The sequence below is a fragment of the Marinimicrobium sp. genome (assembly GCF_002695945.1).
Lineage (GTDB): Bacteria > Pseudomonadota > Gammaproteobacteria > Pseudomonadales > Cellvibrionaceae > Marinimicrobium > Marinimicrobium koreense.
The window spans coordinates 1-20,643 of record NZ_NZQP01000067.1 but is presented as its reverse complement, the minus strand read 5'-3'; the positions used below and the strand labels follow the sequence as shown (position 1 = coordinate 20,643).

The window sequence follows — 20,643 nt, the reverse complement described above, 5'->3', positions numbered from 1 at the left end:
CAGAGGAACTCAACTACGGAGTCGATCTATCAACCATCTGAGGGTGGTATCAGATTGATGGGGTGAAGGTGCCCCATCAACCATTAAATCCGTATACCCTGAATTTCAGGGGCTTTTTCGTCCTTCCCTCCCTCTCTAAATGTCGTAATTGTGCCGCAGAGTGCTGAAGCCGCGCAGCGCGGACCTTTTCATTGCAGGTTTGTTGACCGAGTAAGCGAAGAGGCCGGATTTTCTGCCGGAGTTGTCAGCGGTATTGAAGAGCCGGCTAGGTGTTGGTACGATTGACAACATGAGGGCAAAGCAGCTATTGAAAACCCGAGCTCCCCTTGGGGTAGACCGGTTCATGGATGTCGTGATTTGGGAGGCCGAGCATGAGCACCGTGACAGTTGAAGTGGCTACGCGCGAGACCGTGGAGCGACGCATGAAGGCGGCGCTTAAGGGCAAGTCACAAGGTGACTTCATCAGTTTTCCCGACGAAGAGACATTGTGGCGCACACTGACACCCAAGCGCTGGCTGTTAATAAAAGCCATGACCGGTGCCGGGCCTCTTGGTATTCGGGAGTTGGCTCGCAAGCTGGAGCGTGACGTCAAGGCCGTTCACACCGATGTTCAGGCCCTGCTTGGCTGTGGTGTGTTGGATAAGGATGATAGCGGCAAGGTCTATTTCCCCTACGACGCCGTTCACGTGGATTTTGTCGTCAAAGCCGCGTAACGCTTTTGACGGTCAGTAAAGTATCGCTCGCCTCGTTTAATACCTGAGTATCCGTTCCTGGCTCAAGACGGCGAGAGGGCGGAAGTTTGCTAAACTCGGTGGCATCATAACAAATCAACCACCGGAGTTACCCCTATGAAAACCTGCCTTGGCGCTGCGGCGCTTGTTCTGTGTTCCACCACGGCGTTTGCCGCTGATTGCCTTGAAGCCGACGCCCTCAAGCGGCTGGATGGTCAGTATGAAGACGCGCTGCGGGTGGGCAATCCTGAGTTTATGCGCGCTCTTCTGGCCGATGACTTTGTCTGGGTGCACAACCATGCCGTGGCGGCGGAAGACAAGGCGACCCTGGTCGGACGCCTGGGGGAGGGACATGAGGTGCCGCTGGCCCGACGTTCGGAGCAGTTGGAGTATCGGCGCCTGGATAACACGGCAGTGCTCACTGGCTTTACCACGGTGGAGAAGTCGCCTCGTGAAGAGGGCGGTGAGGTGCGGGGTAACAAGTATCACTTTATGCGCACCTACGTTGCGGTGGAGGGCGAATGTCACCTGCTCTCCAATCAGACCATGAAGGTCTGGAGTTCGGAAGAGGAGGTGAACTGATGCGCTATGTGGTCGTGGGTACCGGGAATATCAGTAATACCTATGTCAATGCGCTGGCCGAGCGGTCGGGCAGTGAGCTGGTGGGGGCGGTGTCCCGTTCCGGGCGGCCGCTGTCGGCGGCGCCGGCGCTGCCGGTCTGGCCTTCGATTGACGCGGTGGATGCCGATTTCGATGCGGTGATTTTGGCCACGCCCAACGGGTTGCATCACCAGGGGGCGATCGACGCAGCAGCGCGGGGCAAGCATGTGCTGACCGAGAAGCCGCTGGATATCAGTATTGAGGCGATGGACCGGATGACCGACGCCTGTGATAAAGCGGGCGTGATGCTGGCGGTCTGTTATCAGCGGCGCACTCGGCCGGACAATCAGGCGATCAAGGCGTTGATGAATCAGGGCGCCTTCGGACGGATTTACGCGGTGGATCTGGCAGCCAAGTTTTATCGGGATCAGGCCTACTATGACAGCGGCGATTATCGCGGTGGCCTGGCACTGGATGGCGGCGGTCCCTTTATGCAGCAGGCCTGTCATAACCTGGATATTTATACCTGGCTGTTCGGTTTACCCGGGCAGGTGGAGAGTATGTTGGGGACCTTTGCCCACTATATCGAGGCGGAGGATCACGGTGCGGCGCTGATGCGTCATGAGGATGGGATGATCGGTACGGTGGTGGCTTCAACTGCGGCCCGGCCGGGTTTTGCGGCGCGGATGGAAGTGCATGCCGAGCGCGGCAGTTTTACCCTGACCGACGATGTGGTAACCCAGTGGGCGGTGGATGGGGTGGATAACCCGAGCGCGCCTGGGGACCACTATCAGCACGACGGCGCCACCAGCGCGGCGGTGACGGACACCACCGCGCATCAGGCAATCATCGAGGATTTTGAAGCGGCCGTTCGTGATGGCCGTGAACCTCTGGCCGGACCGACCTCGGCCCGACTGACCACTGAGCTGATTCTGTCGATCTATCAGAACGCGGTTTAACGCGGAAAGCGACGCTTCCAGTCTTCGTATTTTTCCAGGACCTCGCTCGGTTCGGTGGTGTACCAGCCGTAGCCTTCGCGGCGCTCCATGGAAATGTCTTTGATGTCGTAATGCACCGAGTGGTCCCGGTCGCCAAACAGGGGGCGGTTGGTGCCGATTTCGGCAAAGCGGGACCAGATGGGTGGCGCGTCCGCGTCGGGGACGATTTCCCGGGTGTCACTGTCCCATCGGTAGCCGGTGATTACGTTGTTTTCATACCACGCCATGGCGGAGTGAATGGCGTGTTGTATCTCGGCGGAGGGATCGTTCAGATCCATCATGAAATCCAGCAATGAGACGCTTTCGGCGGTGGCCAAGGCGACCATCTCATAGGCACGGGCTTTCATGGGCTCCAGGGTCCTGGGGTCATGCTGGCCACCCCAGAGGGTGGGCTTGCCGTTCACCACCACCTGCGTGGCCAGTGCGGCGTCCAGGGCCCGGTCGAGGGCGGCGGCGGATTCGGCCCGCAGGTCGTTCGGGGCCTGCGCGAACGGCGCTTTGCCCAGGCTGACCCGGTGCAACACGGTCATATTGTTTTCCATCACCTGGTCGTTGTAGGTGATGTAGTCATGGTATCCGCCGCGCAGGGGGAAGTTCTGGGGCCAGCCGCCGTTGGGGTACTGGGCTTCCAGAATCAGCTCGACGCCACGCACGTAGGCTTCCAGGTAGCGCGTATCACCGGTGGCGGTGTGTGCTTTGGCCAGCAGCTCGATCTGGGTTGTGGTGGCACTGTTGTCGAAGGTGGGAATGTAGCTGGATTCATACCCGAAGTGCTCGCCGGGCTGGCGTGGGCGCTTGCTCATGTCGGTGCGTTTGGACCAGCCGCCGGAGGGCGTCTGAAAAGACACCACGATGTCGGCGATTCGGCGGCCTTCGTCGGTGCTGTACCACTCGGTGGGTTGATTGGGGTCGAACCCGAAGCGGTGGGTACGGGCGGGTCGCTTGGGATTGTCGAGGCCTTCGGCGGCCACTTCCCCGCGAATGAAGTCCCGATCGACTGAGCGCCAATGGTCGGAGCGGGCCCGGTAATCCTCCCAGGCGGCGTCGGAGGTGGCGATGGTGTCGGCAGCTTCCGGCTCGGCCGGTTGATTCTGGCAAGCCAACAAAAGGCTGGCGCAGCCCAGTACCGCCCACCAGGCGGGGATGCGTATGTTCATAGTATCTCTCACTCTCACGGTCTATTTTTATGGGTGGCTCCGGGGAGCCCCGGCACCCGGGTTGATGTTGTGNTTTGGGGTGGGTGCCGGTGTTTTCGGTNTCGCGATTACAGTTTACAGAAATATATGGTCGTCGCCAGGGAANACNCCGGACTTGACGTCGGCCACGTACTTTTTCATGGCNCCGGGAATGTCGCCGGCTTCGGTCAGGAAGTTTTTGGAAAACTTCGGTGGCTGCTCGGTCAGGCCCAGAATGTCATTGATCACCAGCACTTGTGCGTCGGTGTCCCGGCCCGCGCCAATGCCGATGGTCGGTATTGGGGTGTTTTTAGTGATGCGCGCGGCCAGTGCCGAGGGCACGCATTCCAGCACCACNANNTCGGCGCCNGCNTCGGCCANNAGNGCGGCATCTTCGGCGATTTCATCNGCCTGGGCGGCATCCCGCCCCTGCACCCGAAAACCGCCGAACTTGTTGACCGATTGCGGCGTNAGGCCCAGGTGGGCGCATACCGGAATNCCGCACTCGGACAGNCGGCGCACGGTCTCNGTCAGCCAGCGGCCACCCTCGATNTTGATCATCTGGGCNCCGGCCTGCATCAGGCGGGTGGCGTTTTTCAGGGCATCGTCCAGGGTGGCGTAGGTCATGAACGGCAGGTCGGCNATGATCAGGGATTTCTGGTTGCCGCGCGCCACCGCCTCCACGTGGTAGATCATCTGCTCCATGGTGACCGGAATGGTGCTCTGGTAGCCGAGNACNGTCATGCCCAGGGAGTCCCCCACCAGCACGGCTTCNACCCCGCATTTCTGGGCCATGGCGGCCATGGGGGCATCGTACAGGGCCACCACCACGAACTTCTCATCNGAGCCCTTGAGCTTCTGCAGGGTTTTGACGGTCACCGNCTTGTTCAGGGCGGTATCGGCGTTGGCTCCGTAAGGCATAGGGTTCTCCGTAACGGGCTTAGAGGGCGGGCGTCGGGTTGTAGTAGTGGCGCCCGCTCTTGATGGTTAACAGGGTTTCGATCAGTTGCTGGAAGTGTTCCCGGTTTCGGGCGAGATCCAGGTCCTGGGCGTTGACGATCAGCAGGGGTGAGCTGTCGTAATAGTGAAAAAACTGGGTGTAGGCCTCGTTCAGGGCCTCNATGTACTCCGGGCTNATGNGCTGNTCGCTGGCNATNCCGCGCTCGCGGATGCGCTCGTTCAGNACGCGCGANGGGGCCTGAAGNTAAATCACCAGNTCGGGNCGGGGGGCATCCAGNGTGAGCCGNTCGTACACCTGNTGNTAAATGGCCAGTTCGTCATCGTCCAGGGTNACCTGNGCGAACAACTGATCTTTCTCGATCAGAAAATCGGCGACCCGNACCGGCTCGAACATGTCGTTCTGGCGCAGNTGNTCNAGNTGGTTGGCNCGCTGNAANAGAAAGAACAGTTGAGTCTGNAGGGCGGCGGTNTTCGGGGAGCGGTANAANCGCTCCAGGAACGGGTTCTCTTCCGGCTGCTCGAGCAACACGTCGTAATTGAACAGTTGGGCCAGGTTTTTGGCCAGGGTGGTTTTCCCGACACCAATNGGCCCTTCCACGGCAATGTAGCGGGGAAGGTCGGCCTGGGAAAAATCCAGTTGTTGATCGTCAAACATCGCTGCCACGCGTTACGACTCCCGGTGTTGACTGTCAGGGTTGAACCGCTCCAGCCCCTCGTAAGGGCAGGCCTTCAATAATGACGCAAGTGAGGTGCCTGTGGGAAGGGTCAGGTGCGGGGCGATATCCGCNANAGGGTAGAGAACAAAGGCGCGCCGGGTCATTTCCGGGTGGGGAACGGTCAGGCGCGGTGTGCTCAGNGTCTCGTCGCCGTAGAGCAACAGGTCCAGATCCAGGGTTCTCGGCCCCCAGTGTTGGCTGCGCACCCGCTGGTGGGCCTGTTCGATGCCCTGTAGGGCATCCAGCAGTGCCAGTGGTTCCAGGCGGGTATCGAGGCGGGCGACGGCGTTGAGGTAATCCGGTTGGGGCGGGCCCACCGGTTTGCTGGAATACAGTGGCGAGCGCGCCACCAGGGTGCTCTCCGGCAGCCCGGCCAACGCCTCGAAGGCGCGGCTCAGTTGCCCGAACGGATCGTCCAGGTTGCTGCCGAGGCCGATATAGCAGGGGGTCACGCTCAGTCCTGGGAACTGGGAGTCGGACTTTCCTGGCGGGGCGCNCGCCGTTTCCGGTTGCGNCGCCGACCGCTCTTGCCNCCCGGNCCCTGACGGCGGGCCTCNGCAATCATTTTCTGCTGCTCNGGTTCATCCACTTCCTGGAANCGGGTCCACCANCTGCCCGCGCCANCCAGGCGCTCGCCGGAGGCTTCGCGCAGAATCAGGAANTCGTAAGCGGCGCGGAACCGGGACTGCTCCAGCAGCTTCTGGGGGTGGCGGCGCTGTACCAGGCGGTGCTGCATGTCCCACATTTCCCGCATGGGAATCAGGAAGCGCTTGGGCAGGGCGGTGTGTCCCAGTTGTTGGCCGATGACCTCGGTGGCGGCCTGCTGATAGGCCGCTTGCGGTGGCATGTTCTTGACCAGCTCGTCGGCCCGGGCGCGCATTGGCGGCCAGAGCAGGGCGGCGTAAATGAAGGCCGGCGTCACCGGTTTGTCGGCCCGCACCCGCTTGTCGGTGTTGGCCATGGTCTCTTCGATCAGGGCCAGGCCTTGCTCGTCGCCGGCCTGCAGCGCTNCCTCGGTGCCCGGGAACAGGTGCTCGAGCAGGTGGTAATCGCGCATCAGTGTAAAGGTGGCGGTCGCCGAGCCGGCCATAAACAGCTTCANCACTTCTTCAAACAGGCGCGCCGGGGGGATGTTGCGCAGCAACTCGCCCAGCTCCAGAATCGGATCGGCGGTGCCGGGCTCTATCTTGAAGCCCAGTTTGGCGGCAAAGCGCACCGCGCGCAGCATGCGCACCGGATCTTCCTTATAGCGGGTTTCCGGGTCGCCGATAATGCGCAGGGTGCGCTTCTCCAGGTCCTTCAGGCCACCGGTATAGTCGTGNATGGCGAAGTCATTGAGGGTGTAGTAGAGCGCGTTGACGGTGAAATCCCGCCGCACGGCGTCGGTTTCCAGGGAGCCGTAGACGTTGTCCCGCAGGAGCATGCCGTCTTCACTGCGGGACTGCTCGTGGTGGCCCCGGAAGGTGGTGACCTCAATGATCTCCCGTCCCATGCGCACNTGNACAATCTGAAAGCGCCGGCCAATGATGCGCGCTCCGCGGAACAGCCGCTTGATCTGCTCNGGNGTGGCGTCAGTGGCCACATCNAAGTCCTTGGGGTGACCGCCCAGGAGCAGNTCCCGCACGCCNCCGCCGACCAGGAANGCCTGATAACCCGCTTCGTCCAGGCGTTTCATGATACGCAGGGCCGCCTGACTGATGTCCCGGCGGGAGACCTTGTGNTGGTCGCGGGGGATAACCCGGAGTTGGGGGGTGGGGCGTGAACGGGGGCGCAGTTTGTNGATAAGCCGTCTAAGCATGGGCATTGGGTTACTGTCAGTGAGTGCTTTCGCCGGCAGCCGTGCCGGACTCGAGTCTGAAAGCCGGGCAGTTTAGCACGGGCGGGGGATGGTGGAAACGTTGGGAGCCGGGAGGGGCCCGTGTTNACGGGGGCCAGAAAGCAAAACGGGAAAGCCGAAGCTTTCCCGTGGGATCGATTCGCCAAGGTTCCCTTGGCCTGCAAATCGGCGCGTCCGTGCCCTCGTATCAAGTGTGCGTGCTTGCAATCCCGCTCCAGTGTCTAGTCAGTCTTTCCGCTTTTCTTGTGTAGTTATCATTATCATTTTTTTATGGGCGTAAAGCACAAGGCTTTCGCTTCTTTTTATTGTTGTTTCGTTATTATTATTTACGTTTCTATTTTTATTGTTTCTTGTCGTTATTATGNTGCTTTCGTTTTTTATTGTTTGTTGTTGTTATTTTTGAACTTCTTCTTTTCTTATTGTCTATTGTTGTAATTATGTTCGTTTCATTTCTTATTGTTTGTTGTTGTTATTGTTGGCGTGCTTTTTATTGTTTGTTGTTGTTATGTGCCCGGATATAGAGCACGTCCCGTGCCAGAAATGTAAAGTTCAATAAAATCAATAAGTTAGTTTATTTGTATGATCTCTCGTCATCCTGATCCATTTCGAACGGTTACAGTTCCTGAGCCAGACTGTTACGTCGNTTGTGGGGGGTAACAACTCTGGTGCAGGTAACAGCCTTNGCCGGGGGTAACCCTGCGTAACGCTTATGGCGCCNAAATCGTTTTTGTGGCNCATTANAGGTCTTTNNNGGTGTTACGGCNGTTAGACAGGCAGAGCCCTCCGGCGCTGAGGNTGNGCGCCGAAGGATCGAGAAAAGGAGNGGAGAAGGGGNTTACTTGGCGCCNGCGGCCTTGTTGCGGGGAATGCCGAAGCGCTGCCGACGCTCCCAGAGACACTTGCGGCTGACNCCCANTTTGCGGGCCAGCTCGGTTTCGCTCATGGTGTCNTGNTGCTCGAGCACGAAGCGCTGGAAGTAGTCTTCCAGAGAGAGNTCTTCGTTCGGGTCCTGGGGCGCTTTGCCGCGCGGTTGGATGCGCTCGGGNGAGGANCGGGTATCGTCCTCGTCATCNTCTTCAAAACGCACCAGATCCAGATCAATATCCAACAGCTCGTGGCTGATTTCCTGGGTGTCTTCGCACAGGATGACNGCNCGCTGCATGGCGTTTTCCANCTCACGCACNTTCCCCGGCCAGGTGTAGGTGGTAATGGCCTGCACCGCNTCNGGGGACAGCTTCAGGTTGGGNTTTTCCATTTCCTGGCAATAGCGGGCCAGCAGNGCCTCGGCCAGGGTGATGATGTCTTTNCCNCGGTCGCGNAGCGGGGGCAGCTCCAGCTGCACNACGTTGATGCGGAAGTACAGGTCNTCCCGGAACTTGCCCTCCTGAGCCAGTTTGCGCAGGTCCCGGTGGGTGGCGGCCACCAGGCGGACATCCACCTNGTGGGACTCCACCGAGCCGATCGGGCGTACCTCGCCCTCCTGCAGGACCCGCAGCAGGCGCGCCTGGGCCTCCAGGGGCAGNTCGCCAATCTCATCGAGGAACANNGTGCTGCCGTCNGCCGCCGCNACCAGGCCCTCNCGNGTGCTGGCGGCACCGGTGAAAGCGCCTTTTTCNTGGCCGAACAGCTCGGATTCAATCAGGGTTTCCGGGATGGCCGCGCAGTTGACGGAAATCATGGTCTTTTCCCGCCGGGGGCTCTCTTCATGGAGGGCCCGGGCCACCAGCTCCTTGCCGGTACCGGTTTCGCCGCGCACCAGCACGGTGGCCTTGGTGGGGGCCACCTTGTGAATCCGGTTGTACAGGTCGTGCATCACGTCACTGGCGCCGATCATGCCGGCTATGGCATGGCTGGCGGTGGTGGAGCTGTGTTTTTGCAGGTTGGCAGCGTTGGCCTTGCCAATGACCCGCTTGACGGCGGTGACCATCTCTTCGTGGTCGAACGGCTTGGCGATGTAGTCCACCGCGCCCATGCGCATGGAGTCGACGGCCGAGCGCAGGCTGGCATAGCTGGTCATGATCAGCACGGGCACGCTGTCGGCGAGCTTGATCAGGTCGGTCCCGGGCGCGCCGGGCAGTCTGAGGTCGCTGATGATCAGGTCAAAATCCGCGAGGGTGAACTTGCCGGTGGCCTCTTTGACCGAGGGCGCTTCGCTCACCTCGTACTTGTTGCGCTCCAGCAGGCGGCGCAACGCGGTGCGGATGATGGGTTCGTCTTCAACGATCAGGATTTTGCTCATAGTGCTCACATCGCCTATGGTCTGGCAGGTTGCGAAAGGGGCCGGGCGCTGCCGTTCGCCGGGCCCCTGCAGGCCTGTTTGATGCCGGAAAATATCACTCCGGCCGCATGGAATCAATATGGCGCGGTAATTTGATGGTGAATTGTGCGCCACGTTGGTGCACGGTATCCACCGGGCTCTTGATGTCGAGCTTGCCGCCGTGATCCTCCACAATACTGTACACCATGGCCAACCCGAGCCCCGTGCCATCCCCCGGGTCCTTGGTGGTAAAGAAGGGTTCGAGAATCTGGTCCATCTTGTCCGCCGGGATGCCGCTGCCCTGGTCGGTCACGGAGAAAATGATGCTGTATTCATCTTCGCTGCTGTCCAGCATAACACGGCTGCCGGCTGGGCTGGCATCCCGGGCATTGGAGAGCAGGTTGATGAAAACCTGGATCAGGTGCTGGCTGTCGCCCGCAATAATGGCGTTTTTGGCGATATTGTTGACGTACTCCACCTGATTTTTGTCTTTCTGCAGCGACAGCAGCTGAATGGCCTCGTTGGCGCAGGCGCGCAGGTCCACCGCCTCGAACTCGCTCTTCTTGTTCTGCCCGCTGTGCGAGAAGCTCACCAGGGACTGGACGATGCGGGTCACCCGGTCGGTCTGGCTCAGGATGTGCTCGGCGGTTTCCAACACTTCCGGGGCGTCGGACTCGTAACGCAGGTTCTGGGCCAGGCTGGAAATGCCGGTAATGGGGTTACCGATCTCGTGGGCCACGCCGGCGGCCAGTCGGCCCACCGAGGCCAGACGCTCACTGTGAATCAGCTCCTGCTCCAGCAATTGGGTCTCGGTCACGTCTTCGAGCAGGATTACCTGGTCGTACTCGCCGCTGTGGATGCTACCCTCAATATTGGCTTTGTGCAGGCTGATCCAGTGCGGACGCCCGTTCAGATCGATCTCCTGGCGGTAGTAGTGGGGCTCGGTGCTTTCGCTGAAATCGATCAACAGGGCCCGCCAGGGCTCGGACAGGTCGTCCAGGCGCGAGCCGGTGACATCATCGCTCGGGGTCTGGGTCAGCAGCTCCATGGCCCGGTTCCACATCAGGATTTCACCGTCGCGGCCCAGGGAGCACACGGCCATGGGCAGCTCTTCCAGGGTTTTCCGGTGGTAGAGCCGCAGGTTGTTAAGCTCGGCCGCCATGCCCGTCAGGTGGTCCCGGTACTGGGCCAGGCGGTTTTCAATCAGGTTGATGTCCAACGTGTCGCGCCGCTCCGCCAGGGTGTAGGGCAGGTGGCGGTCCATGATTTCGCCGGCGACATGAATGCCCATCAGGCCGGAGAGGTTGGCTTCAATCTGGTCCCGCAGCCGGCGCAGGGCGTAGGGGCGCCGCTCGGTGATGCGCAGCCCCAGCTCGCTNAGGGCGACATCCACCTCNCGGCTGGCGGTGACCTTGCCCANGGATTTGGCCAGNCGGGTTTTGAACTCCGCNGCGCTGTGCACATCCAGNGCCTGCCGCACCGGCTGGCTGAGTTCGTCGGCGGCGCACAGCTCGGCACTGTACTGCTCTTCTTCGGTTTGCCNGGTGATGAGNGACAGCCCGACGAATATGGCGGTGTTGGCGCCGACCGACANCAGGGCAATGGCNCTCCACTGNTCCATNCCGAGGGGCAGAACCAGGTCGGTTCCCGGCAGGGGNAGNGAGGTCAGNCCGGTCAGTACCGGCAACAGCAGGCCTACCGCCCAGATCAGNGTGCCCACCGTCAAACCGCTCAGCAGGCCGCGCCGGTTCCCCTGNGGCCAGAACACNATGGCAAACATGCCGGGCAGNAACTGCAGGGTTTCAATAAAGGTGAGCAGNGCCAGGTTGGTCAGGCTGTGGCGGTTGTCCAGCANCCAGTAAAAGAAATAGCCCCCGAAAAACAGGGTGGCGATCAGCACNCGGCGCAACCACAGCANCTGCCGGTAGAGGTCATCCCGGTTGCGCAGACTCAGCGCCGGCAGNATCCAGTGGTTCATCACCATGGTGGCCAGGGCGAGCATCATCACCACCATGGCCCCGGTGGCGGCGGACAGNCCACCGATAAAGGCGAGCACGGTCAGNCCCGTGGACTCCGCGAGAATCGGTACCCCNAGGGTGAAATACTGGGCGGGTAGCGGAACNGACAGCTCGAAGCCCGCCCACANAATCGGGAAGATCGGCAGCGCCATCAGCAGCAGGAACAGNGGGAACGCCCAGGTAATGGTGTGCACGTTGCGGGTGAGCAGGTTNTCGGTCACNCCCATATGAAAGATGTGCGGCATGGTGATGGCGGTGGCCACAAACACCAGNAGCAGAGTGTGGGCGGCGCCGTCCTGAATGGGGGCGTGGAGCAGGGCGAGGTTTTCCGGGTTCTGGGAGAGCCACTGGTCCAGGCCACTGAAGCCGTCGAACACGCCGTACACCGCGAGCAGGCCGATGGCACACAGGGCGAAGACCTTGATCAGGGACTCGAACGCCATGGCGGTGAACAGGCCGCGGTGCTGGTCGCGGCTGGAGCCGAACAGGATGGTGAACACCGCGAGCAGGGCGCAGTACGCCATGGCCATCAGGTCCTTGAAGGTAAAGCCGGTGCCCATGGCCGGCAGGCTGGGATTACTGCTCACCGTCAGAATGTACATGGTGTCGGCAATGGCCTGAATGTTCAGCGCCATCAGCGGCAGAATGCCCAGCAGCATGCACAGGGTGGTCAGGGCGCCGACACCGTGGCTGTGATAGCGGAATACCAGCAGGTCGGCGAGGGAGTGCACCTGATGGCGCCGGGCCAGCTCCGCCAGCGGTGCCAGGGCGACCGGGGCGAACAGAAACAGNGCGCCGGTGCCCANGTAATAGGCCAGGGCGCCGTAGCCAAACTGGAAGGCCAGATCGATGACCCCGTAAAACGCCCAGGCACTGGCAAAGATGCCCAGGGACAGAATGTAGGTCAGAGGGTGCTGGGTGACCGCGTCGGGAATCCAGCCCTTTTCAGTGATCCAGGCGATACCGAACAAAACCAGCAAGTAGCTGACGCCGATCAGCGCCACATGGCTTAACTCAAAGATCATGGGGCCTCTTCTTGCGGTTTTGAACGGCGTAGGCAATGACAATGACCAGCGCCCAGATGATGTAAGGACGGAACCAGGCACCCTCGGGATTGATGATCCAGGTGAACAGGGTGGGCGAAAAGATGTAGGCGATCAGCAGCAGCAGGATCACCAGGCGCTGATTATTCATGGGGCATCCTCTGAGCGGTATCGGAGCTGCGTGCGTCGTCGGGGTTCAAAATAGCCTCCGGAGCCCGGGCCTGCATGCCCCGGACGAGATCGTTGCGCCAGTGTTCGCGGGTCCAGTCGAGCAGGGCTTCGGGGGTGGCAGCNAACAACTCCCTGGGTGGATTCTGCCTTAAAAAGTGCAGTGCGTGCCACAGGTTCGCACCGGCCCGGTCGGGGTCGAGCGCCGGTGCGTGGTGCTGCTTGCTCAGTTTCTGATCCCGTTCATTCAGGGCGACCGGCACGTGCCCGAACGCCGGCGTCTGTCCGCCCAGCAGGGCGAAGCTGGCCACCTGACCGGCGCTGACCGGTAGCAGATCGGCGCCGCGAATAATGTGGGTGATGCCCTGGTGAATATCATCCACCACCACTGCCAACTGATAGGCGAACAGTCCNTCCTTGCGCTTGATGATCGGATCGCCCACATCGCGGCGCAGGCTCAACGTCTGAGGCCCCTGAAACAGATCGTGCCAGGTGTAGGGNTCGGCGGGTTCAGGGCANCCCTCGGGTACGTCGTACAGTTTCAGCCGCCAGGCGTGGGGCTCGGTCGGCTCGATAACCCGGTTCCGGCAGCGGCCATCATAGACACCGCCCAGCGCATGAATATCCTTGCGGGTGCATTGGCAGCGGTAGGCTAGGCCCTGCCTCTGCAACTCATCCAGCGTTTGGGCGTAGGCGTCGAGTCGGTCGCTCTGGTGGAGCACCTCGCCGTCCCAGTGCAGTCCGTGGGCTTCGAGTGAACGCAGAATCTCGTCGTCGGCGCCGGGTTCCTCTCGGGGTGGGTCCAGATTTTCCATCCGCACCCGCCAACGGCCGCCGGCTTTCCGGGCGTGAGCATAGCTCGCCAGTGCGCTGACGAGAGAGCCGAAGTGCAAAGGGCCGGTTGGGGAGGGCGCGAACCGGCCCACATAGGGTTCGGCAGCGCCCTGGGGCGTTGAAGCATTGGCAGAGGTTGGGTACGGCATACGGCGGTTTGCCGCCGGGCTCACGCGGGCGCGAGCCCCGACCGGCGATTAACCTCCGACTTGCTTTTCCTTGATTTCATCAAGGGTTTTGCAGTCGACACACAGGGTGGCGGTCGGACGGGCTTCCAAGCGACGGATACCGATTTCCACACCACAGGCGTGGCAGAAACCGTAATCGTCGTTCTCGATCAGCTCAAGGGTGCTGTCGATCTTTTTGATCAGCTTGCGCTCGCGGTCCCGGGTGCGCAGCTCCAGGCTGAACTCTTCTTCTTGGCTGGCGCGATCGGCCGGGTCCGGGAAGTTGGCCGCTTCGTCTTTCAGGTGGCTCATGGTGCGGTCGACTTCTTCCATCAACTCGCGCCGCCAGGCCAGCAGCAACTGACGAAAATGTTCTTGCTGATTTTCGTTCATGTACTCCTCGCCCTTCTTCTCCTTGTAAGGGGTGAAGTTACTCATTGAATAGTTTTCCGCGGTAGATGAACTTTTCGGCATGGTTGCGCGCCTCGTATGACTTCCCATTTAACTGGCCGACAGTCATGACTGGCCGGGGTTTCACCCTTTGGGCGCCTTGGCCCTGACCGTCATTCTGCTCCTGTTCACCGGCTTTAGGGCCGTGAAATTTGAAGGGTTGGCAAGCTACCAGATATCCCGGGGCTCCGCCAGTATTTTTTTGCCTGTTTCGGCGCTTAATGACAGCCTGGTTTGAGCCCGTGGACCCTAACTGTAACAATAGCGGACTTTTCGATGAATGCGTGCTATCAGGAGGTGAAATTGAGTCAGCTTTGGCAATCCGGGACGCTGTTGCGGCGCTACAAGCGCTTTATGGCTGATGTTCGTCTCGCCGATGGCACGGAAATGACCATTCATTGCCCCAATACCGGTTCCATGCGCCACTGTGTGGTGCCGGACTCACCCTGCTGGTTTTCGGATTCCGGCAACCCCAAGCGCAAATATCGCCATACCTGGGAAGTGGCCACGGTGCCTGGTGGGCACCTGGCCGGGGTCAATACCGGTCGGGCCAATCACCTGGTGGAGGCCGCGCTGACGGCGGGTCGGATTAAGGCGCTTGCCGGCTACTCGACGGTCCGCCGCGAGGTGCCCTACGGACAGGAGCGCTCGCGCATCGACTTTCTGCTCACGGAGGATGGCAGGGCTCCGTGCTATGTGGAGGTCAAAAGTGTGACGCTGATGGAGCAGCCGGGGCAGGGGCTGTTTCCCGACGCGGTCAGCGAGCGCGGGCGCAAGCACCTGCGGGAGCTGGCAAGCATTGCCCAGCAGGGCGACCGGGCGGTGCTGCTGTTCTGCGTCCAGCACACGGGCGTGGAGTGGGTGGAGCCGGCGGATGCCATCGATCCGGCGTACGGTAAGGCGCTGCGGGAGGCGGCCGCCGCTGGGGTCGAGATGCTGGCCTACCGGGCGGACATCCGACCGGATGACGCCCACATTGAGCTGGTCCACCCGGTGCCGGTTCGCTATTAGTGGTGGGAATACATTAGAGCCCGTCCGGAGCGGCGAGGGTCAGTGAGCGCCGTTCGGTTTTCCCGTCGCGCGCAAACACCAACTCCACCCGGTCGCCAGGCGCGTATTTTTCCAGTGCGGTCATCAGCTCGTCGTAGTTGCGGGTGGGGTGTTGGTCAATGGCGGTGATTATGTCGCCCAGGATAATGGTGCCCCAGCGGCTGCGCTGTGCTCCGCGCAAGCCCGCCCGGTCGGCCGGAGAGCCCGGTGCGACCCGCAGCACCGCCACCCCTTTGACGCCNGATTGCCGAGCCCACTGGTCGGGCGCGATATCGATGCCAATCACCGGTCGCACAATCCGCCCGTGTTCAATCAGTTGCGGCACTATGTCTTTCAGGGTGTTCACCGGGATGGCGAACCCGATGCCGGCGCTGGCGCCGCTCGGGCTGTAAATCATGGTGTTGACGCCGATCAGTTCGGCCTNAGAGTTCAGCAGCGGGCCGCCGGAGTTGCCGGGGTTGATGGCGGCATCGGTCTGGATCACGTTGCGGATTTTGCGCTGGTTGGGGGCTTCGATTTCCCGCCCCAGAGCGCTGACCACGCCGGTGGTCAGTGTGGCGTCCAGGCCAAAAGGGTTGCCGATGGCGAGCACCTTGCGCCCCACCATGAGCTCGCTGGAGTCGCCCCGACGCAGGGGCTGGAGCTTTTTGTCCGGGGCNTTGATTTTCAGGACGGCNAGGTCTTTTTCGGGNGCCAGGCCCACGACCTCGGCGGGCCAGATGCTCTGGTCCTGCAGGGTAATGACAACTTTGCGGGCGTTCTCGATGACGTGGAAGTTGGTCACGATATAGCCGCGTTCATCCCAGACAAAGCCGGTGCCGGCGCCACGGGGTACGGTCAGCAGGTCGAAGGAGCGCGGGTCCCGCACGACCTGCTGGTTGGTCACATAAACGACACTGGGGCTGGCGTACTCGAACACTTCGATTGTGTTGCGCTCGTCGTCGGTNGCGAAACTCCTGGGCCTGNAGTGNGNTCCAGGGCAGCAACAACAGGGCGACGACGAGCAGGGTCCGAGTTCCCATGGTGAAACTCCTTTCTCTAATTAGCGGGCGTTCTGCAGNGCCGCNATGCGTTCTTCCAGTGGCGGGTGGCTGGCNAACAGTTTACCCAGATTCTGTTTGAAGCCACCGCTGATGCCAAAGGCTTTCATACTGTCGGGCATGGGGTTCTCCACACCGGCCTGCACTTCGGCCTGCAGCCGCTGGAGCGCCCGGATCATGGCGCCGCGGCCGGCCAGCTTGGCGCCGGCGGCATCNGCCCGGTACTCCCGGTAGCGGGAGAAGGCCATCACGATCATCGAGGCGAGNANNNCNAGAATNATNTCGGNNATNAANGTNNNNANATANAAGCCGATNCCGTGGCCGCGCTCGTTCTTGAAAATCACCCGGTCGACAGTGTGGCCAATAATCCGGGCGAAGAACATCACAAAGGTGTTCACCACGCCCTGNATCAGGGNCANNGTGATCATGTCGCCNTTGGCGACGTGACCGATTTCGTGGGCCAGCACGGCGCGCACCTCGTCNCGATCAAANCGCTGCANCAGGCCCTGACTGACNGCNACCAGCGANGCGTTGCGNTTCCAGCCGGTNGCGAACGCNTTGGCCTGGGGCGCGGGGAANATACCGATTTCCGGCGTCTTGATNCCCGCTTCCCGCGCCAGNTGTTGCACGGTACTGACCAGCCACTGTTCATCGGCNGTGCGCGGCGTTTCAATGATCTGGGTGCCGGTGGTTTTNTTGGCAATAAACTTGGACAGAAACAGGGAAATGAACGAGCCGGCAAANCCGAAAATNGCNCAAAAAATCAANAGGCTCTGCAGATCGAGGTTGCCGTTTTGTTGNAGGTAGTGGTCCACGCCCAAAAGAGACAGGGTGACGCTGGCCACCATCAGNACGGCCAGGTTGGTTAANANAAACAAGCCAATGCGCATCAANGCGGTGATCTCCTACAGTCNGTCGCACANAGTNCGGNGNNCNGCCGGCCCGTCCGGCNGTGCTCCGCTATTCTCCCGGTTATATAGGTGCCGGCGCAAGAAATTCAATATCGCGGATGTGTTAAAGATGCGATGNGTGAGAANANGGGNAGGGCGGAAGAAAATGGCCACCCAGAGGGTGGCCCAAGCAACCGTGATTAGCCAAAGGTCTTCAAGCCCGGAGAGGGACTTGCCTGACCTCAAAGGAGAAGATCCGGCGTGCGCGACAGAGGCTACGCTGGGCAGCGTCTCGTACCGCCTTCACCTCGTTGAGTGGGGAGATGCAATCACTCAACAATTCAAATGATAATTATTACCATTATCGTTGTCAAGCGTTGTCTCGGCTTTNTGATGGTTGCCCGATCAGCCTTTCGCTTGCGAGGCCAGCAGTTGACCGTTGAGCTGATTGATCTTGGCCGCCAGCTCTTCCACCAGGCCCAGGCAGATCTGGGGTTGCAGCTCAACCAGGTCGGCGAACTCCTCCTTGCGCACGGCCAGTACCGTGCAGTCACTCACGGCCACCACAGACGCCATGCGCTTCTGACGGGTGAACACCGCCAGCGCACCGAAAATCTCGTCCGCCTGAATCTCTCCGACCTTCACNCCATCGCGCAACGCGTGGGCTTCCCCTTCGAGCAGGGTATAGACCCGGTCGGCCTCCGCNCCCTGCTGAATGATGGTCTCTCCGGCCTGGAAGTGCATAAAGCCGGCCGAGGGCTGGAATTCCGCCCGGATTTCCTGGGCCAGGGCNGCCCGGTGAAAGGCGTTGGCACAGATCAGGTAGCGGATAAAGCGGGTGGGGTGGCGTCCAGTGATATCCNCGAGGCGGTAGGGCTCCATGGTCAGNGGGCCCGTGGTCCCGTAGACGCCCTGTTCGCAATCCAGCGTCGGCAGACCGATGAGATCACCGGCGCTCAAGCGCACTACCTGTTTGCCACCAACCCGGTAATAGGCCTCGCCGTCAGTGATCAGCCACACGGTCTGATTGTCGCTCTCGGCCAACAGGTCATGGTTGGTGTTGTGGTTGACCGGAGCACCGCACGGGCTCAGCGAGGCCATCAGTTCCGCGCCGGCTTCATCGAGCTGGGCGGCGCAGTCAGTGATGGTATCCGACTGCTTATGGGGCAAATACATAGAACCTCCAGAATTGACTGCGCGCCTCGCCGGCAATGCCGGAACTCAGGCTTCGCTTAGCGTATCCTGTTCGGCCTCGATCACCAACTGTTGTTTCAGGTCCGGCGACAGGTCGTTCCAGTGAACATCCATCAGTGCACCCTGAAGCGCATAGAGCATCACTTTGGAAACATTGATGTCGCGGGCTTTGATACGACGATAGGCTTCAACGGCGCCGATTTCGCGTAGCTCGGCATAGCTGTTGATGCCAATGGCGTGCAGAATGTTTACCGTCGCCATCCCCAGGTTTTTGAGCTGGAGTAATTCACTATGACTGGCGGTCATACGGGTTACGCTCCATTCTTCATTATGATTATGGTTGTGATATTGTCCCAATGCAGTGCGTGCCATCCGGTACACAAAAGCCACTGCATGAGTCCAATAGTACCGGTTTAAACCGCGAGCGCAAAACATTTCCGCGCATTGGCGCATTTTACAGTCGTGGGGGCCAAACATTGACACAATCGGCGGATAATATCCCCGGAAAACGCCCGGCAGACGACTCGCCTGCCTTGGAAACTCTGACGCCAGAGCAGCTCTGTGGGCGCGATGAATCAGCGCTGGTAAGCTGCCCTTGGGGAAGCGGTTTGATTCATCGGGACCTCTACCACCCTCTCATGAGGTTGGCCGAGGCGGCCGAGGGAGCCGGGTTCACGCTGAAGTTGGCCAGCGGCTATCGTGGCTTTGATCGCCAGTGTGCCATCTGGAATGCCAAGGCCGGGGGCGCACGACCGGTGCTGGATGAGCAGGGAGCGCCGCTCGACACCGCTGCGCTGGATGAGTTGGCACTGGTCCATGCGATATTGCGCTGGTCGGCCTTGCCGGGGAGTTCGCGCCATCACTGGGGAACCGATATTGATGTGTATGATGCCGGTGGCCTGGCGGAGGGTGAAACCGTGCAACTGACCCGNCGGGAAAGCGAACCCGGAGGGCCATTCGAGGCCTTTCACGACTGGCTGGATGGGTACCTGACGGGCCCGGATAACCCCGGTTTTTACCGGCCCTACGATCGGGACCGCGGTGGCGTGTCGCCGGAGCCCTGGCACCTGAGTTATGCGCCCTTGGCGAACCGTTACGCCAGGGCGATGACGCCCGAGGTGTTGGCGAATTACTTGCAGACCGAATCGTTTGCGTTAAAGGAGACCGTGATGGCGCACCTGCCCGAACTGTTCCAGCGTTACGTGACCGTGCCCCCGGGGCCGGAGCCCTCCCTGTGAGCTCGCCNGAAGCGTCCCCCCAGTTTTCGTTGCTCTCGCAACGGCGTTTCCTGCCGCTGTTTCTGACCCAGCTTGGCGGAGCCTTCAACGATAACTTTTACAAAAGCGCGCTGCTGATGCTGTTTACTTACGGCGGCATTGAGCGCTGGGGGCTGAGTATCGACGTCATCAATAATCTGGTGGCGGCGACCCTGATCATACCTTTCCTTTTGTTCGCCCCCATTGCCNGCCAGTACGCCGACAAATTCGAAAAGTCCCGTTTTATTCGCGGAATCAAAGTCGCCGAAATCGCGATTATGTCGCTGGGGGCGGTCGCGCTCTGGCTGAACAGTGCCGCGCTGTTATTGCTGGTCCTCTTTCTGACCGGGACCCAATCGGCTTGCTTCAGCCCGCTCAAATACGCGATCCTGCCTCAGCACCTGTCGGCGGAGGCGCTGACCGGAGGTAACGGCCTGATGCATACCGGCACGTCCCTNGCGATTTTTCTGGGCATGATTGCTGGCACCCTGGCCCTGAGTGTGGCCGGGGGCTACTGGTGGGTGGCGGCGGGCGCACTGTTGGTTGCCTGGTTGGGCTGGCGTGCCAGTCTGCGGATTCCGCCGGCGCCCTCGGCGGACCCGGAGTTACGCCTGGAGGCCAACCCTTACAAGCAGACGCTGCGAACGCTGGCCTGTGCGCGGGAGAACCCGATGGTGTTCTGGTGCATCATTGGCAATTCCTGGTACTGGTTTCTGGGCTCGGTGTATCTGACCCAACTGCCCAACTTTACCNGCAGTGTGCTCTCTGGCGCCTCGCTGGTGGTCAGCCTNCTGTTGGTGCTGTTTCTGGTGGGTATCTGTATTGGGGCCCTGCTGTGTGCCCGCTTGAGCCGCGGGCACATCGAACCGGCACTGGTGCCCTTGGGGGCGCTTCTGGTGTTGGTGTTCGGGGTGGATCTGGCCCTGGCCGGGCAGTCGTTCGCGGCGGCACATCCGGCGGTCGAGGGGGCCTTGCACCCCTTGGCATCCATGGCCGAGTGGCCCCGCGCCTGGCGTGTGGCCGCCGATGTGTTGATGCTGGGGGTGGCCGGCGGTCTTTACGTGGTGCCGCTGACTGCTTTGATCCAGGAGCGCAGCCGTCCGACGCACCGGGCGCAGGTGATTGCGGCCGGTAATGTGATCAACGCCCTGTTCATGGTGGCGGCAGCGCTGGTGGGACTCGGCGCTCTGGGCGGCCTGGGGCTTTCCATCCCCGAGCTGTTTCTCACCGTGGCGGGGCTGCATGTCCTGCTGTGTCTT

The 20,643-nt window shown here is 61.0% G+C and carries 19 protein-coding genes and 1 pseudogene; 6 read left to right on the top strand and 14 right to left on the bottom strand.

The window, feature by feature from the left end; all coding sequences use genetic code 11:
* The first annotated feature begins 371 nt into the window (after positions 1 to 371).
* The 3 genes from CMG77_RS15135 to CMG77_RS15125 all read left to right on the top strand — a co-directional run bounded on the left by CMG77_RS15135 (position 372) and on the right by CMG77_RS15125 (position 2,290).
* Positions 372 to 713, top strand: a complete 342-nt coding sequence (locus CMG77_RS15135; RefSeq protein WP_286805464.1) for an HVO_A0114 family putative DNA-binding protein — start codon at positions 372 to 374, stop codon at positions 711 to 713.
* Positions 714 to 848: 135 nt separating this feature from the next.
* Positions 849 to 1,313, top strand: a complete 465-nt coding sequence (locus CMG77_RS15130) for a nuclear transport factor 2 family protein (RefSeq protein ID WP_286805466.1) — start codon at positions 849 to 851, stop codon at positions 1,311 to 1,313.
* Positions 1,313 to 2,290 (top strand): Gfo/Idh/MocA family protein, encoded by a 978-nt coding sequence (locus CMG77_RS15125; protein ID WP_286805468.1) that lies wholly within the window; start codon positions 1,313 to 1,315, stop codon positions 2,288 to 2,290. Before CMG77_RS15130 ends, CMG77_RS15125 begins: the two co-directional genes overlap by 1 nt.
* Here the strand turns inward: CMG77_RS15125 and pelA are convergent.
* From pelA to dksA, 10 genes are all read right to left on the bottom strand, one after another.
* Positions 2,287 to 3,486 carry a pectate lyase gene (pelA, locus tag CMG77_RS15120; RefSeq protein ID WP_286876364.1) on the bottom strand — a complete coding sequence of 400 codons (1,200 nt, stop codon included), beginning with the start codon at positions 3,484 to 3,486 and terminating at the stop codon, positions 2,287 to 2,289. The genes CMG77_RS15125 and pelA overlap by 4 nt on opposite strands.
* Before the next feature lie 114 nt (positions 3,487 to 3,600).
* Entirely contained in the window at positions 3,601 to 4,425 is an 825-nt protein-coding gene (panB, locus tag CMG77_RS15115) for a 3-methyl-2-oxobutanoate hydroxymethyltransferase (RefSeq protein WP_286905056.1), read from the bottom strand.
* Positions 4,426 to 4,444: 19 nt separating this feature from the next.
* A complete protein-coding gene (locus CMG77_RS15110) occupies positions 4,445 to 5,119 on the bottom strand; it encodes a deoxynucleoside kinase (protein WP_286905059.1) in 675 nt (224 codons plus the stop codon).
* A 12-nt stretch (positions 5,120 to 5,131) separates the two neighbouring features.
* A complete protein-coding gene (folK, locus tag CMG77_RS15105; RefSeq protein ID WP_286905054.1) occupies positions 5,132 to 5,632 on the bottom strand; it encodes a 2-amino-4-hydroxy-6-hydroxymethyldihydropteridine diphosphokinase in 501 nt (166 codons plus the stop codon).
* A gap of 2 nt (positions 5,633 to 5,634) precedes the next feature.
* A complete protein-coding gene (pcnB, locus tag CMG77_RS15100; RefSeq protein ID WP_286905052.1) occupies positions 5,635 to 6,978 on the bottom strand; it encodes a polynucleotide adenylyltransferase PcnB in 1,344 nt (447 codons plus the stop codon).
* 874 nt (positions 6,979 to 7,852) lie between these two features.
* Positions 7,853 to 9,256 (bottom strand): sigma-54-dependent transcriptional regulator, encoded by a 1,404-nt coding sequence (locus tag CMG77_RS15095; protein WP_286905050.1) that lies wholly within the window; start codon positions 9,254 to 9,256, stop codon positions 7,853 to 7,855.
* 94 nt (positions 9,257 to 9,350) lie between these two features.
* Positions 9,351 to 12,317: an ATP-binding protein gene (locus CMG77_RS15090; protein ID WP_286905048.1), complete on the bottom strand. Its 2,967-nt coding sequence runs from the start codon at positions 12,315 to 12,317 to the stop codon at positions 9,351 to 9,353.
* Entirely contained in the window at positions 12,307 to 12,486 is a 180-nt protein-coding gene (locus CMG77_RS15085; protein ID WP_024460914.1) for a hypothetical protein, read from the bottom strand. Before CMG77_RS15085 ends, CMG77_RS15090 begins: the two co-directional genes overlap by 11 nt.
* A complete protein-coding gene (gene gluQRS / locus CMG77_RS15080) occupies positions 12,479 to 13,486 on the bottom strand; it encodes a tRNA glutamyl-Q(34) synthetase GluQRS (RefSeq protein WP_286905045.1) in 1,008 nt (335 codons plus the stop codon). The genes CMG77_RS15085 and gluQRS overlap by 8 nt, the downstream gene beginning before the upstream one ends.
* 48 nt (positions 13,487 to 13,534) lie before the next feature.
* The gene (gene dksA, locus CMG77_RS15075; protein ID WP_024460912.1) at positions 13,535 to 13,978 is read right to left on the bottom strand and encodes an RNA polymerase-binding protein DksA; all 444 of its coding nucleotides are present in this window, start codon (positions 13,976 to 13,978) and stop codon (positions 13,535 to 13,537) included.
* A 252-nt stretch (positions 13,979 to 14,230) separates the two neighbouring features.
* Here dksA and sfsA point away from each other — a divergent pair, with 252 nt between their 5' ends.
* Positions 14,231 to 14,965, top strand: a complete 735-nt coding sequence (gene sfsA, locus CMG77_RS15070) for a DNA/RNA nuclease SfsA (protein ID WP_051174352.1) — start codon at positions 14,231 to 14,233, stop codon at positions 14,963 to 14,965.
* 13 nt (positions 14,966 to 14,978) lie between these two features.
* On the opposite strand, the gene CMG77_RS15065 is transcribed toward sfsA, so the two are convergent.
* From CMG77_RS15065 to CMG77_RS15050, 4 genes and pseudogenes are all read right to left on the bottom strand, one after another.
* The gene (locus CMG77_RS15065) at positions 14,979 to 15,872 is read right to left on the bottom strand and encodes a S1C family serine protease (protein ID WP_502691962.1); all 894 of its coding nucleotides are present in this window, start codon (positions 15,870 to 15,872) and stop codon (positions 14,979 to 14,981) included.
* A gap of 174 nt (positions 15,873 to 16,046) precedes the next feature.
* A pseudogene (gene htpX / locus CMG77_RS15060) lies at positions 16,047 to 16,937 on the bottom strand (protease HtpX).
* Positions 16,938 to 17,339: 402 nt separating this feature from the next.
* Complete coding sequence (locus CMG77_RS16255) at positions 17,340 to 17,678, bottom strand: cyclic nucleotide-binding domain-containing protein (RefSeq protein ID WP_502691961.1); 339 nt, start codon at positions 17,676 to 17,678, stop codon at positions 17,340 to 17,342.
* A 477-nt stretch (positions 17,679 to 18,155) separates the two neighbouring features.
* Positions 18,156 to 18,434 carry a TfoX/Sxy family protein gene (locus tag CMG77_RS15050; protein WP_024460906.1) on the bottom strand — a complete coding sequence of 93 codons (279 nt, stop codon included), beginning with the start codon at positions 18,432 to 18,434 and terminating at the stop codon, positions 18,156 to 18,158.
* Between the two features lie 50 nt (positions 18,435 to 18,484).
* Here CMG77_RS15050 and CMG77_RS15045 point away from each other — a divergent pair, with 50 nt between their 5' ends.
* Both CMG77_RS15045 and CMG77_RS15040 read left to right on the top strand, forming a co-directional pair.
* Complete coding sequence (locus CMG77_RS15045) at positions 18,485 to 19,366, top strand: M15 family metallopeptidase (protein ID WP_123637987.1); 882 nt, start codon at positions 18,485 to 18,487, stop codon at positions 19,364 to 19,366.
* A 116-nt stretch (positions 19,367 to 19,482) separates the two neighbouring features.
* Positions 19,483 to 20,643 (top strand): MFS transporter (locus tag CMG77_RS15040; protein WP_502691960.1); only part of this gene is annotated, 1,161 nt, incomplete at its 3' end.

What these genes read in the sequence shown, in the direction of transcription:
- CMG77_RS15135 (WP_286805464.1), top strand. Translation starts at nt 372, where the DNA reads ATGAGCACCGTGACAGTTGAAGTGGCTACGCGCGAGACCGTGGAGCGA.
- CMG77_RS15130 (WP_286805466.1), top strand. Translation starts at nt 849, where the DNA reads ATGAAAACCTGCCTTGGCGCTGCGGCGCTTGTTCTGTGTTCCACCACG.
- CMG77_RS15125 (WP_286805468.1), top strand. Translation starts at nt 1,313, where the DNA reads ATGCGCTATGTGGTCGTGGGTACCGGGAATATCAGTAATACCTATGTC.
- pelA (WP_286876364.1), bottom strand. Translation starts at nt 3,486, where the DNA reads ATGAACATACGCATCCCCGCCTGGTGGGCGGTACTGGGCTGCGCCAGC.
- CMG77_RS15085 (WP_024460914.1), bottom strand. Translation starts at nt 12,486, where the DNA reads ATGAATAATCAGCGCCTGGTGATCCTGCTGCTGCTGATCGCCTACATC.
- dksA (WP_024460912.1), bottom strand. Translation starts at nt 13,978, where the DNA reads ATGCCGAAAAGTTCATCTACCGCGGAAAACTATTCAATGAGTAACTTC.
- sfsA (WP_051174352.1), top strand. Translation starts at nt 14,231, where the DNA reads ATGAATGCGTGCTATCAGGAGGTGAAATTGAGTCAGCTTTGGCAATCC.
- CMG77_RS15050 (WP_024460906.1), bottom strand. Translation starts at nt 18,434, where the DNA reads ATGACCGCCAGTCATAGTGAATTACTCCAGCTCAAAAACCTGGGGATG.